The organism is Shinella sp. R2-11 (assembly GCF_055330205.1).
In genome coordinates, this window is sequence record NZ_JBVAPC010000005.1 from 42,284 (window position 1) to 55,548 (window position 13,265).

At 64.6% G+C, this 13,265-nt stretch carries 11 protein-coding genes; all 11 read right to left on the bottom strand.

Annotated elements, in window-relative coordinates; all coding sequences use genetic code 11:
- Window positions 1–65 precede the first annotated feature (65 nt).
- Window positions 66–1,292: a 2-oxoglutarate dehydrogenase complex dihydrolipoyllysine-residue succinyltransferase gene (odhB, locus tag ACZ1A1_RS14420; RefSeq protein WP_463620452.1), complete on the bottom strand. Its 1,227-nt coding sequence runs from the start codon at window positions 1,290–1,292 to the stop codon at window positions 66–68.
- 49 nt (window positions 1,293–1,341) lie between these two features.
- The gene (locus tag ACZ1A1_RS14425; RefSeq protein ID WP_415212944.1) at window positions 1,342–4,338 is read right to left on the bottom strand and encodes a 2-oxoglutarate dehydrogenase E1 component; all 2,997 of its coding nucleotides are present in this window, start codon (window positions 4,336–4,338) and stop codon (window positions 1,342–1,344) included.
- 119 nt (window positions 4,339–4,457) lie between these two features.
- Complete coding sequence (gene sucD / locus ACZ1A1_RS14430) at window positions 4,458–5,360, bottom strand: succinate--CoA ligase subunit alpha (RefSeq protein WP_415212945.1); 903 nt, start codon at window positions 5,358–5,360, stop codon at window positions 4,458–4,460.
- A gap of 18 nt (window positions 5,361–5,378) precedes the next feature.
- Window positions 5,379–6,572 (bottom strand): ADP-forming succinate--CoA ligase subunit beta, encoded by a 1,194-nt coding sequence (sucC, locus tag ACZ1A1_RS14435; RefSeq protein WP_313194726.1) that lies wholly within the window; start codon window positions 6,570–6,572, stop codon window positions 5,379–5,381.
- Between the two features lie 26 nt (window positions 6,573–6,598).
- Complete coding sequence (mdh, locus tag ACZ1A1_RS14440) at window positions 6,599–7,561, bottom strand: malate dehydrogenase (protein WP_119258992.1); 963 nt, start codon at window positions 7,559–7,561, stop codon at window positions 6,599–6,601.
- Window positions 7,562–7,725: 164 nt separating this feature from the next.
- Window positions 7,726–8,919 carry a cell division protein ZapE gene (zapE, locus tag ACZ1A1_RS14445; protein ID WP_424549514.1) on the bottom strand — a complete coding sequence of 398 codons (1,194 nt, stop codon included), beginning with the start codon at window positions 8,917–8,919 and terminating at the stop codon, window positions 7,726–7,728.
- Between the two features lie 37 nt (window positions 8,920–8,956).
- A complete protein-coding gene (locus tag ACZ1A1_RS14450) occupies window positions 8,957–9,496 on the bottom strand; it encodes a protease inhibitor Inh/omp19 family protein (protein ID WP_463620453.1) in 540 nt (179 codons plus the stop codon).
- 143 nt (window positions 9,497–9,639) lie between these two features.
- Window positions 9,640–10,419 (bottom strand): succinate dehydrogenase iron-sulfur subunit, encoded by a 780-nt coding sequence (locus ACZ1A1_RS14455; RefSeq protein WP_119258995.1) that lies wholly within the window; start codon window positions 10,417–10,419, stop codon window positions 9,640–9,642.
- An 18-nt stretch (window positions 10,420–10,437) separates the two neighbouring features.
- Window positions 10,438–12,279, bottom strand: coding sequence for a succinate dehydrogenase flavoprotein subunit (gene sdhA / locus ACZ1A1_RS14460; protein ID WP_463620454.1), 1,842 nt, complete (start codon window positions 12,277–12,279; stop codon window positions 10,438–10,440).
- A 6-nt stretch (window positions 12,280–12,285) separates the two neighbouring features.
- Entirely contained in the window at window positions 12,286–12,666 is a 381-nt protein-coding gene (gene sdhD, locus ACZ1A1_RS14465) for a succinate dehydrogenase, hydrophobic membrane anchor protein (RefSeq protein WP_119258997.1), read from the bottom strand.
- Window positions 12,667–12,676: 10 nt separating this feature from the next.
- Window positions 12,677–13,069 (bottom strand): succinate dehydrogenase, cytochrome b556 subunit, encoded by a 393-nt coding sequence (gene sdhC, locus ACZ1A1_RS14470; RefSeq protein ID WP_313194730.1) that lies wholly within the window; start codon window positions 13,067–13,069, stop codon window positions 12,677–12,679.
- Window positions 13,070–13,265: the final 196 nt, after the last annotated feature.

The window sequence follows — 13,265 nt, forward strand, 5'->3', positions numbered from 1 at the left end:
CTTCCTGGCTTCTGGCTCGGTCGAAAGCCGCCCCGGTTGCGGGGCGGCCTCTGTCTCGCGAACGATCAGAGATCGAGAACGAGGCGTTCCGGGTCTTCCAGGCTTTCCTTGACGCGCACCAGGAAGGTCACGGCTTCCTTGCCGTCGACCATGCGGTGGTCGTAGGAGAGCGCCAGATACATCATCGGACGGATGACGATCTGGCCGCCGACGACGACCGGGCGCTCCTGGATCTTGTGCATGCCGAGGATGCCCGACTGCGGGGCATTGAGGATCGGCGAGGACATCAGCGAGCCGTAGACGCCGCCGTTCGAGATGGTGAAGGTGCCGCCCTGCATGTCGGCCATCGACAGCGCGCCGTCACGGGCGAGCTTGCCGAGGCGGCCGATTTCCTTCTCGATCTCGGCGATCGACATCTGGTCGGCATCGCGCACGACCGGAACCACGAGGCCCTTGTCCGTGCCGACGGCGACGCCGACATGGCAATAGTTCTTGTAGATGATGTCGGTGCCGTCGATCTCGGCGTTGACGGCCGGCAGTTCCTTCAGCGCGTGGGTGACGGCCTTGGTGAAGAAGCCCATGAAGCCGAGCTTCACGCCGTGCTTCTTCTCGAAGATGTCCTTGTAGCGGCTGCGCAGGTCCATCACGGCCTTCATGTCCACCTCGTTGTAGGTGGTCAGCATGGCGGCGGTGTTCTGTGCGTCCTTGAGGCGCCTTGCGATTGTCTGGCGCAGGCGCGTCATCTTCACGCGCTCCTCGCGCGGCGCGTCGGCTTCCGAGGAGGCCGGGCGGGCGGCAGCCTTGGCCGGCTCGGCGGAAGCGGTGATGCCCTTGGCAACGGCGGCGATGACATCGCCCTTCAGCACCTGGCCGCGCTTGCCGGAACCGTCGACCTGATCGGCTGCGATGTTGTTTTCGGCGAGCAGCTTGGCGGCGGCCGGAGCCGGCGGCATGGAGGACGCGCCGGCAGCGGGCTTGGCCTCGGCGGCGGGAGCGGCCGCAGCAGCCTTCTCGACCTTCTCGGCGGCAGCGGGAGCCAACGCACCGGCGGATGCGCCCTCGGCGATCTGGCCGAGCAGGCCGCCCGGCTCGACGGTGTCGCCGGCATTGGCGGTGATTTCCGACAGGACGCCCGAGGCCGGGGCCGGCACTTCGATCGTCACCTTGTCGGTTTCGAGCTCACAGAGCGGCTCGTCGGCCTTGATGGCGTCGCCGACCTTCTTGAACCAGGTGCCGACGGTCGCTTCGCTGACGGATTCGCCCAAAGTCGGGACGCGGATTTCGGTAGCCATGAGTTGAGTTCCGTTCGTTCGTATCTTTGCGTTAGGGGAACCGGGCGGATCAACCGCCCAGCGCGTCCTCGAGGAAGGCGGCGAGCTGCGAGAGATGCTTGGACATCAGGCCCGTCGCCGGCGAGGCGGCGGCCGGACGGCCGGTATAGCGCACGCGCTGGTACTTGGCGTCGATATGCGCCAGCACCCATTCCAGATAGGGATCGATGAAGGCCCAGGCGCCCATGTTCTTGGGCTCTTCCTGGCACCAGACCATCTCGGCGTTGCGGAAGCGCGACAGCTCGTTGATCAGCGCCTTGGCCGGGAACGGATAGAGCTGTTCCAGGCGCAGGAGATAGACATCGTCGATGCCGCGCTTCTCGCGCTCTTCCAGAAGGTCGTAATAGACCTTGCCCGAGCACATCACGACGCGGCGGATCTTGGCGTCCTTCTGGAGCTTGATCGGGCCGTCCTTGATCACTTCGGCGTCGTCCCACAGCAGGCGGTGGAACGAGCTCTCGCCCGCCATTTCCGACAGCGAGGAGACGGCGCGCTTGTGGCGCAGCAGCGACTTCGGTGTCATCATGATCAGCGGCTTGCGGAAGTCGCGCTTCACCTGGCGGCGCAGGATATGGAAGTAGTTCGCCGGCGTCGTGACGTTGGCGACCTGCATGTTGTCTTCCGCGCAGAGCTGCAGGAAGCGTTCGAGGCGGGCGGAGGAGTGCTCCGGTCCCTGGCCCTCATAGCCGTGCGGCAGCAGGCAGACGAGGCCCGACATGCGCAGCCACTTGCGCTCGCCCGACGAGATGAACTGGTCGAAGATGACCTGCGCGCCGTTGGCGAAGTCGCCGAACTGGGCTTCCCAGAGGGTGAGCGCATTCGGGCGGGCCAGCGAATAGCCGTATTCGAAGCCGAGCACCGCCTCTTCCGAGAGCATCGAGTTGATGACCTCGTAGCGCGCCTGCGTCGGCGAGAGGTTGGCGAGCGGGATATAGCGGTCCTCGGTCTCCTGGTCGTAGAGGACCGAATGGCGCTGCGAGAAGGTGCCGCGCTCGCAGTCCTGGCCGGACAGGCGGATCTTCGTGCCCTCGACGCAGAGCGTGCCGAAGGCGAGCGCCTCGCCCATCGCCCAGTCGATGCCCTCGCCCGTCTCGACCATCTGCATGCGGTTGTCCATGAACCGCTGGATGGTCTTGTGGGCGTGGAAGCCTTCCGGGATCGTCGCGATCTTGCGGCCAATCTCTTTCAGCTGCTTCATTGGCACCGAGGTCTTGCCGCGGCGCTGTTCGTCCTGGTTGTCGGCCGAGCGCAGGCCCGACCACACGCCGTCCAGCCAGTCGGCCTTGTTCGGCTTGTAGGACTGGCCGATCTCGAATTCGGTTTCGAGGTTAGCACGCCAGTCGGCCTTCATCTTCTCGAATTCGCCCTCGGTGATGACGCCTTCCGCGATCAGGCGCGAGCCGTAGAGGTTGACGACCGTCTTGTGGGCGCGGATCGCCTTGTACATCTTCGGCTGGGTGAATGCCGGCTCGTCGCCTTCGTTATGGCCGAAGCGGCGATAGCAGAAGATGTCCAGCACGACCGGCTTGTGGAACTTCATGCGGAATTCGGTCGCGACCTTGGCGGCATAGGTCACCGCTTCCGGATCGTCGCCGTTCACATGGAAGATCGGCGCCTCGATCATCTTCGCCACGTCCGACGGATAGGGCGAGGAGCGCGAGAAGGCCGGGTTCGTGGTGAAGCCGATCTGGTTGTTGATGATGACATGCACCGTGCCGGCGACGCGGTGGCCGCGCAGGCCCGAAAGGCCGAGGATTTCGGCGACGACGCCCTGGCCCGCGAAGGCCGCATCGCCATGCAGCAGGAGCGGCATGACCTTGGCGCGCTCGCGCAGCGGAATGATGTCGCCCTCGAAGACGGTCGCCATCTGGTCCTGCTTGGCGCGGGCCTTGCCCATGACGACCGGGTTGACGATTTCGAGATGCGAGGGGTTGGCGGTCAGCGACAGGTGCACCTTGTTGCCGTCGAATTCGCGGTCCGAGGAGGCGCCGAGGTGGTACTTCACGTCGCCCGAGCCTTCCACGTCGTCGGGCGCGTAGGAGCCGCCCTTGAACTCGTGGAAGACGGCGCGGTGGGGCTTGGCCATCACGTTGGTGAGGACGTTGAGGCGGCCGCGGTGCGCCATGCCGAGCACGATTTCCTTCAGGCCCATCTGGCCGCCGCGCTTGATGATCTGCTCCAGCGCCGGGATCAGCGCTTCGCCGCCGTCGAGGCCGAAGCGCTTGGTGCCCTTGTACTTGACGTCGATGAACTGCTCGAAGCCTTCCGCCTCGATCAGCTTCTGCAGGATCGCCTTCTTGCCTTCGACGGTGAAGTCGACGCCCTTGTCCGGACCTTCGATGCGCTCCTGGATCCAGCCCTTCTCTTCCGGGTTGGAGATGTGCATGAACTCGACGCCGATGGTCGAGCAATAGGTGCGCTCGAGGATTTCGACCATTTCGCGCACGGTCGCGTATTCGAGGCCGAGCACGTTGTCGATGAAGATCTTGCGGTCGAGATCCTTCTCCTCGAAACCGTAGTTCGAGGGGGAGAGCTCGTGATAATCCTCGACCGGGGCGGCGATGCCGAGCGGGTCGAGCTTGGCGTGCAGGTGGCCGCGGGCGCGGTAGGCGCGGATCATCATGATGGCGCGCACCGAATCGCGGGTCGCCTGGTTGACGTCGGCCTGGTTGACCGGCGTGCCGGTCTGCACGGCGACGGCCTCGGCCTTCGCCTGCACCTTCTTCTCCAGCACCTTCTCGACGACGCCCCAGTTGCCGTCGAGCGCCGAGACGAGTTCGCCATTGGCGGCGATCGGCCAGTTCGCGCGCTTCCACGAGGCGCCCCTGGCCGCCTTCACGATGTCGGAAGGCTGGTCTTCGAGGGCCTTGAAGAAGGCCTGCCATTCCTCACCGACAGAGGCGGGATTGGCCTCGTATTTCGCGTAGAGCTGTTCGATATAGGCTGCGTTCGCCCCGTCGAGGAAGGACGTGGCCAGGAATTGTTCGTTGGCGTCTTGCCGTGCCATGGTGTCTTGCGGGCGCCGCGCCCGCCTCCCGAACGATCGTGTGGTTGCCACCCGGCGAGCCTCACCGGGAAGAGACGGATCGGCCGGCATTTTCAGCCGGCCCATCCCATTTTCGTTTCTCAGCCCTTGAGGACTTCGACGAGCGTCTTGCCGAGGCGCGCCGGCGAAGGCGAAACGCGGATGCCCGCCGCCTCCATCGCAGAAATCTTGGATTCCGCATCGCCCTTGCCGCCGGAGACGACGGCGCCGGCATGGCCCATGGTGCGGCCCTTGGGGGCCGTGCGGCCCGCGATGAAGCCGGCCATCGGCTTCTTGCGGCCCTTCTTGGCCTCGTCGATGAGGAACTGCGCCGCATCTTCCTCGGCCGAGCCGCCGATTTCACCGATCATGATGATGGAGGTCGTGGCGTCGTCCGCCAGGAACATCTCAAGCACGTCGATGAACTCGGTGCCCTTGACCGGGTCGCCGCCGATGCCGACGGCCGTCGTCTGGCCGAGGCCTTCGTTGGAGGTCTGGAAGACGGCTTCATAGGTCAGCGTGCCGGAGCGCGAGACGATGCCGACCGAACCCTTGCGGAAGATCGAGCCCGGCATGATGCCGATCTTGCATTCTTCCGGCGTCAGGATGCCGGGGCAGTTCGGGCCGAGCAGGCGCGAGGAGGAGCGGTCGAGGCGGGCCTTGACGCGCACCATGTCGGCAACCGGGATGCCCTCGGTGATGCAGGTGATGAACGGGATTTCCGCATCGATCGCCTCGATGATCGCGTCCGCGGCGCCGGCCGGCGGAACGTAGATCACGGATGCGTCCGCGCCGGTCTTTTCCTTGCCCTCGGCGACGGAGGCGAAGATCGGCAGGGTTTCCCCCTTGGAGCCGGTCCAGGTTTCGCCGCCCTTCTTCGGGTGGATGCCGCCGACCATCTGCGTGCCGTAATAGGCAAGCGCCTGTTCGGTGTGGAAGGAGCCGGTCTTGCCGGTCAGGCCCTGAACGAGGACCTTGGTGTTCTTGTTGACGAGAATCGACATGAGGTCTGGGTCCTTCAGTTAGCCGTTGATCGCGGCGACGATCTTCTTGGCGGCATCGTCCAGATCGTCGGCGGCGGTGATCGCCAGGCCGGATTCGTTCAGGATCTTCTTGCCAAGCTCGACATTCGTGCCTTCGAGGCGAACGACCAGCGGAACCTTGAGGCCGACTTCCTGCACGGCCGCAACGACACCCTCGGCGATGACATCGCACTTCATGATGCCGCCGAAGATGTTGACGAGGATGCCCTCGACCTTCGGGTCGGCCGTGATGATCTTGAAGGCAGCCGCCACCTTCTCCTTGCCGGCGCCGCCGCCGACGTCGCAGAAGTTCGCCGGCTCCTTGCCGTAGAGCTTGATGATGTCCATCGTCGCCATGGCAAGGCCCGCGCCGTTGACCATGCAGCCGATATTGCCGTCGAGCGCCACATAGGCGAGGTCCCACTTGGAGGCCTCGATTTCCTTGGCGTCCTCTTCGGTCTCGTCGCGCAGCGCCTTGATGTCGTCGTGGCGGAAGAGGGCATTGCCGTCGAAGGAGACCTTGGCGTCGAGGACGCGCACGCGGCCGTTCTTCATGACGATCAGCGGGTTGATCTCCAGAAGGCTCATGTCCTTCTCGACGAAGGCCTTGTAGAGGATCGGGAAGAGCTTCTCGCCGTCGGCCTTGGCTTCGCCTTCGAGCTTGAGGGCCGAAGTGAGCTTGGCGAGGTCCGCGGCGGTGACGCCGGCTTCCGGATCGATCGCCACCGTGACGATCTTTTCCGGCGTGTCATGCGCGACGGCCTCGATGTCCATGCCGCCTTCGGTCGAAACGACGAAGGCGATCTTGCCGACGGAGCGGTCGACGAGCAGCGAGAGATAGAGTTCGCGGTCGATATCGGCGCCGTCCTCGATATAGAGGCGGTTCACCTGCTTGCCGGCTTCGCCGGTCTGCGCGGTGACGAGCGTGTTGCCGAGCATCTCCTTGACGTTGGCGACGACTTCCTCGACGCTTTTGGAAAGGCGCACGCCGCCCTTGGCGTCAGGGCCGAGTTCCTTGAACTTGCCCTTGCCGCGGCCGCCGGCGTGGATCTGGCTCTTGACCACGTAGAGCGGGCCGGGCAGCGACTTCGCAGCTGCTTCCGCCTCGTCCGCGGAGAAGATCGCGACGCCCTCGGCGACCGGCGCGCCGTAGCTCTTCAAGAGAGCCTTGGCCTGGTATTCATGAATGTTCATCGGGAAAATCCTGTCTGGCTACCGGATTACTTCAGGGCGGGAGCGATGTTGATGCAGGCCTCGCAGAGGCCGGCAACGGCGCCGACCGACTTGTCGAAGGCTTCCTGCTCGGCCTTGTTGAGGTCGATCTCGACGATGCGCTCGACGCCGCCGGCGCCGATCACGGTCGGAACGCCGACATACATGTCCTTCACGCCGTACTGGCCGGAAAGGAAGGCCGCGCAGGGCAGGACGCGCTTCTTGTCCTTGAGGTAGGATTCGGCCATCTCGATGGCGGAAGCGGCCGGGGCATAGTAGGCCGAGCCGGTCTTCAAGAGGCCGACGATCTCGGCGCCGCCGTCACGGGTGCGCTGGATGATCTCTTCCAGGCGTTCCTTGGTGACCCAGCCCATCTTGATGAGATCGGTCAGCGGAATGCCGGCGACGGTCGAGTAGCGGGCGAGCGGCACCATCGTGTCGCCGTGGCCGCCGAGAACGAAGGCGGTGACGTCCTGGACGGAAACCTTGAATTCCTCGGAGAGGAAGAGGCGGAAGCGGGCCGAGTCCAAGACGCCGGCCATGCCGACGACCATGTTCTTCGGCAGGCCGGAGAACTTCTGCAGCGCCCAGACCATGGCGTCGAGCGGATTCGTGATGCAGATGACGAAGGCGTTCGGAGCGTATTTCTTGATGCCGGCGCCGACCTGTTCCATGACCTTGAGGTTGATGCCGAGAAGATCGTCGCGGCTCATGCCCGGCTTGCGGGCGACGCCGGCGGTGACGATGCAGACATCGGCGCCTTCGATGGCGGCATAGTCGCTGGCGCCCGTCAGCGAGGCGTTGAAGCCCTCGACCGGCGAGGACTGGGCGATGTCGAGGCCCTTGCCCTGCGGAATGCCGTCGGCGATGTCGAAGAGGACGATGTCGCCCAGCTCCTTCAGGCCGGCCAGATGCGCCAGCGTGCCACCGATCATGCCAGAACCAATAAGTGCGATCTTCTTGCGGGCCATGAAAGCTTCCTTTGCTCCGATCAACGGTCCCTCATGTCGCAGTTGTGGGACCTTTCGGGGCAAGGGCTTACGCCTACCCGGTTAAAAATTCAACACATACTTTTGGACTGAAATATTTCAATCGGTTAGATGCAAAATATCTTACGTAAACGTAAGTATTTCCGTCACGCTTCCGTCACCTTTCCATCGTATCTTGCCCGATGGTCGGCAAGATATTCCGTGCTGCGGATCTCGATGAGGCGCGACACTGTCCGATCGAATTCGAAGCCTTCCGTTCCCTTCCTGGTCACCAGCAGGTTCTCCGGCGCCGCCGCCGCGGAAGCGAAGAGCCGCGCCCGATGATCGTAGATCGTGTCGACGAGATTGATGAAGCGCTTCGTCTCGTTGCGCTTCTCCGCCCCCAGAAGAGGAATATGGTCGACGAAGAGCGTGTCGAAATGCGCGAGGATTTCGAGATAGTCTGCCGCGCCCAGTGGCCGCTCGCAAAGATCGGCGAAGGAGAACCGGGCGATCCGCCCCGCCGCCTGCGGCACCGCGATGCTCCGGCCACGGAAGGAGATCGTCCGCGGGCCGGTCGTCATGCCCGCCGTCTCCCGCCGCCAGGCCGCATCCATCGCCATGTCCGCCTCCGCGCCGAGCGGATGGCGGAAGACGGGAAGGCCGCTGTCCTTTTCGAGCCGGTAATCGGTCAGCGAGTCCAGCGGCACGATCTCGACATGCTGTTTCAGGAGATCGACGAAGGGCAGGAAGAGCCCGCGGTTGAGCCCGTCCTTGTAGAGATTGTCCGGCTCCACATTGGAGGTCGCGACGAGGATGCAGCCGCGCTGGAACAGTTCGCCGAAAAGCCGCGACAGGATCATCGCATCGGCGATGTCGGTCACGGAGAATTCATCGAAGCAGAGCAGCCGCGCCTCCTCGATGAGGCTCGCCGCCACCGGCGGCACGGGATCGGCCTGCTTGGTCTCGCCGGCCTTCAGCTTCTGGCGGTGCTTGTGGATGCGCTCATGCACATCGGCCATGAACTCGTGGAAATGCGCCCGGCGCTTGCGCTTGACCGGCGCAAGCTCGAAGAACATGTCCATCAGCATGGTCTTGCCGCGCCCGACGCCGCCATAGAGGTAAAGCCCCTTCGGGACGCTGGCGCTCTCGGGCTTGCGGGAGGCGAAGAGCCAGCCGAGGGCGCTTGACTTGCGCGCCGGGCGCTGGGCATGGACCTCCCCGAGCAGGCGGTCGAAGCGCAAGGCCATCGCCTTCTGCGCCGGATCCGCCTTCAGCGCACCGCTTGCGACAAGGGCCTCCAGCCTATCCGAGACGCCGTGGTCCGGATGTGTCGAAACCCTGTCCCAGTCCTTGCCCATGGGCGGCAATCATCCGTATCGGTGCGAAAGGGCGAAATCAGCGCGAGAGGCTGAGCGGCTGGCCCGAATTGGTCGAACCGTCGAAGCGGGAATCGGCCGTCTTGTAGAGGCGTCCGATCGCATTGCCGTTGAGGTCCTTGAGGATGACCTGCTTGCCGGCCACTTCCCAGGAGCGCATGGTCGTCAGCTCGCCGGCGCAGCCGCGCGTGCCGCCGCGAAGGCCGCTGCCGAGATTGGTGAGCGTCAGGAACATGTCGCAGGAGGACGGGCCGTTGGAAACACGCCAGTTGCCGACCATGCCTTCCTTCTTGACGTCGAGGCCGTTGGCCGCCGCCGCGGCATCGCCGCCCATGCCGGTACCGGTCGCCATCGCGGTCGTCGGCTTGTCCGGGAACTGGCCGCCGGCGGTGCTGGTCGTCGGATCGGGAAGCTGGCTCGAGGAAACGGTGCCGACCGGCTGGGCTTCGAGAGGCCGCAGGTTCGGCTGCGTATTGACGCTGTCCATCGAAGCGGTGCGCTGGCAACCGGCAAGAGCAAGCGCCATCATCAGTCCGCCTGCCGCATGGTGAATCCGCATCTCGATACTCCCGATATCTGCCCGATACTGCTGCCCTGCAGCAATTCCCGCCGAATTAACGTGAATCGCCCGCGCGAATCAAGATGAAACGGCCCGAATGATCGGGCCGCCTCCTCACGTTTCATGAACGTCGCTCATGGAGATCAGAGGCGGCGCTCGACCAGCATCTTCTTGATTTCACCGATCGCCTTGGCAGGATTGAGGCCCTTCGGGCAGGCCTGGGCGCAATTCATGATCGTGTGGCAGCGATAGAGGCGGAAGGGGTCTTCCAGGTTGTCGAGACGTTCGCCCGTGGCCTCGTCGCGGCTGTCGATCAGCCAGCGATAGGCCTGCAGCAGCACGGCGGGGCCGAGATAACGGTCGCCGTTCCACCAGTAGCTCGGACAGGAGGTCGAGCAGCAGGCGCACAGGATGCACTCGTAGAGGCCGTCAAGCTTGAGGCGGTCCTCATGGCTCTGCTTCCACTCCTTGGCCGGCGTCGGCGACACGGTCTTCAGCCAGGGCTCGATGGAGCGGTGCTGGGCGTAGAAATTGGTGAGGTCGGGAACGAGGTCCTTGACCACCGGCATATGCGGCAGCGGATAGACCTTCACGGTGCCCTTCACCTCGTCCATGCCCTTGGTGCAGGCGAGCGTGTTGGTGCCGTCGATGTTCATGGCGCAGGAGCCGCAGATGCCTTCGCGGCAGGAGCGGCGCAGCGTCAACGTCGGGTCGATCTTGTTCTTGATGTAGAGCAGCGCATCGAGAACCATCGGGCCGCAATCGTCGACATCGATGTAGAACGTGTCGATCGACGGGTTCTTCCCGTCGTCCGGGTTCCAGCGGTAGATGCGGAACTCGCGGGTGTTCGTGGCCCCGTCCGGCTTCGGCCAGACCTTGCCTTCGGTCATCTGCGAGTTCTTCGGGAGAGCGAGTTCAACCATGTCCAGTTCTCCTCGATATCAGTAGACGCGCGCCTTGGGCGCGATCTTCTGCGGATCGATCCCGTCGGCGATGAGGTCGGTGTGAACAGGGCGATAGTCGAGCTTCACCTCGCCCGCCTCGTTGACCCAGGCGAGCGTGTGCTTGCGCCAGTTGACGTCGTCGCGGCCGGCGAAGGGGCCGTCGACATAGTCCTCGCGGGCATGCGAGCCGCGGCTTTCCTTGCGAGCCTCGGCGCCATAGACGGTCGTGATGGCGTTGGCCATCAGGTTTTCCAGCTCCAGCGTCTCGACGAGGTCGGAATTCCAGATCATCGAGCGGTCGGTGACCTTGATGTCCGGCAGCTCCTTCCAGATCTCCGTCATGCGCTTGCAGCCGCTTTCCAGCGATTCCTGCGTGCGGAACACGGCGGCGTCTTCCTGCATGGTGCGCTGCATCTTGTCGCGCAGGATCGCCGTCGGCGTGCTGCCATTGGCGTTCCTGAGGCGGTCGAAGCGGTCCATGATCCTGTCGCAGGCGGCGATGTCGAGCGCCGGGATCGCCTCGTTGCGGTCGATCACCTGGCCGGCGCGGATGGCGGCGGCTCTACCGAAGACCACGAGGTCGATCAGCGAGTTGGAGCCGAGGCGGTTGGCGCCGTGCACCGAGGCGCAGCCGGCTTCCCCCACCGCCATCAGGCCGGGCGCGATGCGCTCCGGGTTCTGGCTGTCGGCGTTCAGCACCTCGCCCCAATAGTTGGTCGGCACCCCACCCATGTTGTAATGGACGGTCGGCAGGACCGGGATCGGCTCGCGCGTCACGTCGACGCCGGCGAAGATCTTGGCGCTCTCGGAAATGCCCGGCAGGCGCTCGTGCAGCACGGCCGGGTCGAGATGGTCGAGATGCAGGTAGATATGGTCCTTGTTCTTGCCGACGCCCCGGCCTTCGCGGATTTCCATCGTCATGCAGCGCGAGACGACGTCGCGCGAGGCGAGGTCCTTGGCGGACGGCGCATAGCGCTCCATGAAGCGCTCGCCCTCGGAATTGACGAGATAGCCGCCCTCGCCGCGCGCACCCTCGGTGATGAGGCAGCCCGCGCCGTAGATGCCGGTCGGGTGGAACTGCACGAATTCCATGTCCTGCAACGGCAGGCCGGCGCGCGCGATCATGCCGCCGCCGTCGCCCGTGCAGGTATGCGCCGAGGTGGCGGAGAAATAGGCGCGGCCGTAGCCGCCGGTCGCCAGCACCACCATCTTGGCGGCGAAGCGGTGGATCGTGCCGTCGTCGAGGTTCCAGGCGAAGACGCCGGTGCAGCGCCCGTCGGCCGACATGATCAGGTCGAGCGCGAAATACTCGATGAAGAATTCGGCGTTGTTGCGCAGCGACTGGCCGTAGAGCGTGTGGAGGATCGCGTGGCCGGTGCGGTCGGCGGCGGCGCAGGTGCGCTGCACCGGCGGGCCTTCGCCGTAGTTCTGCATGTGGCCGCCGAACGGGCGCTGGTAGATCTTGCCTTCCGCGTTGCGCGAGAAGGGCACGCCGTAATGCTCCAGCTCATAGACCGCCTTCGGCGCTTCCATGGCGAGATACTGCATGGCGTCGACGTCGCCGAGCCAGTCGGACCCCTTGACGGTGTCGTAGAGGTGCCACTGCCACGAATCCGGCGTCATGTTCTGCAGCGAGGCGGCGATGCCGCCCTGCGCGGCGACGGTATGCGAGCGCGTCGGGAAGACCTTGGTGATGCAGGCCGTCTTGAGGCCCTGCTCGGCCATGCCGAGCGTGGCGCGCAGGCCCGCGCCGCCGGCGCCGACGACGATCACGTCGAAGGAGTGGTCCACATAGGTATAGGCCTTGCCGTTGGCCGCCGGGGAGGAGATCGCTGCCATGATGGATTATCCTGCGAAAGCGATTTTGAGGACGGCGAAGAGACAGAGCCCGCCGACCAGGATCGCGAAGAAGGTGTTGAGCATGAGAAGGCCGATCTTCACGCCCTCCGCATGCACATAGTCCTCGATGATGACCTGCATGCCGAGCTTCATGTGGATGAGGCCGGAAATGACGACGAGGCCCATGAGGACGGCGACGATCGGATGCGACAGCGCCGCCGTCACTTCCGCGTAGGACGCGCCGTTGTAGCAGATCAGGAAGCCGACGAAGAACAGCATCAGCGGCACGTTGGCGACGGCCGTCAGGCGCTGGCGCCAGAAATGCTCCGTTCCGTCCTTTGCCGAGCCGAGGCCGCGAACCTTGCCGAGGGGCGTGCGCATGTCCATGGGTGTCTCCTCAGCGGGCCAGGGTGCCGGCGATCCAGATCAGCACCGTCAGGGCGACGGAGACGACCGGGGTCAGAAGGGCGAGCCTGGTGGAAAAATGCTTCTCGTAGCCGCGGCCCATGTCCCACATGAAGTGGCGAAGGCCCCCGAGCATGTGGTGCATCAAGGCCCAGGTATAGCCGAAGAGGACGAGGCGGCCGATCCAGGTGCCGAAGAACCAGCTCACCCAGTCGAAGTAGACCTCGCCCGTCGCCGCCGCGATCAGCCACCAGGCAACGAGGACGGTGCCGAAATAGAGCGCCGCGCCGGTGACGCGGTGCACGATGGACATGACCATCGTCGGGATCGGCTTGTAGACCTGGAGATGCGGCGAGAGCGGCCGGCTTCGAGTGACATTCGCCATCTGAACCTCACGGAACCCCGGAGAGCCAAAATCTGGACAAATTTTCTCCGGAATTGCAGTATGTTGTGCACAATGCAGTGATTGCGACGTTTAATCACCGGAAGGCGGAACCACAAGCCTCATTGCAGTGCAAAATGAATTTAATCGATTAGACGCCGGCATGCATCCGCGCGCTCGCGCACCCCGCCGCGCCCGT

Excerpts from the sequence above, each read along its gene's own strand:
- sdhC (WP_313194730.1), bottom strand. The coding sequence starts at position 13,069 with ATGGCGAATGTCACTCGAAGCCGGCCGCTCTCGCCGCATCTCCAGGTC.
- sdhA (WP_463620454.1), bottom strand. The coding sequence starts at position 12,279 with ATGGCAGCGATCTCCTCCCCGGCGGCCAACGGCAAGGCCTATACCTAT.
- sucD (WP_415212945.1), bottom strand. The coding sequence starts at position 5,360 with ATGTCGATTCTCGTCAACAAGAACACCAAGGTCCTCGTTCAGGGCCTG.
- odhB (WP_463620452.1), bottom strand. The coding sequence starts at position 1,292 with ATGGCTACCGAAATCCGCGTCCCGACTTTGGGCGAATCCGTCAGCGAA.
- zapE (WP_424549514.1), bottom strand. The coding sequence starts at position 8,919 with ATGGGCAAGGACTGGGACAGGGTTTCGACACATCCGGACCACGGCGTC.
- mdh (WP_119258992.1), bottom strand. The coding sequence starts at position 7,561 with ATGGCCCGCAAGAAGATCGCACTTATTGGTTCTGGCATGATCGGTGGC.
- sdhD (WP_119258997.1), bottom strand. The coding sequence starts at position 12,666 with ATGGACATGCGCACGCCCCTCGGCAAGGTTCGCGGCCTCGGCTCGGCA.
- ACZ1A1_RS14455 (WP_119258995.1), bottom strand. The coding sequence starts at position 10,419 with ATGGTTGAACTCGCTCTCCCGAAGAACTCGCAGATGACCGAAGGCAAG.
- sucC (WP_313194726.1), bottom strand. The coding sequence starts at position 6,572 with ATGAACATTCATGAATACCAGGCCAAGGCTCTCTTGAAGAGCTACGGC.
- ACZ1A1_RS14425 (WP_415212944.1), bottom strand. The coding sequence starts at position 4,338 with ATGGCACGGCAAGACGCCAACGAACAATTCCTGGCCACGTCCTTCCTC.
- ACZ1A1_RS14450 (WP_463620453.1), bottom strand. The coding sequence starts at position 9,496 with ATGCGGATTCACCATGCGGCAGGCGGACTGATGATGGCGCTTGCTCTT.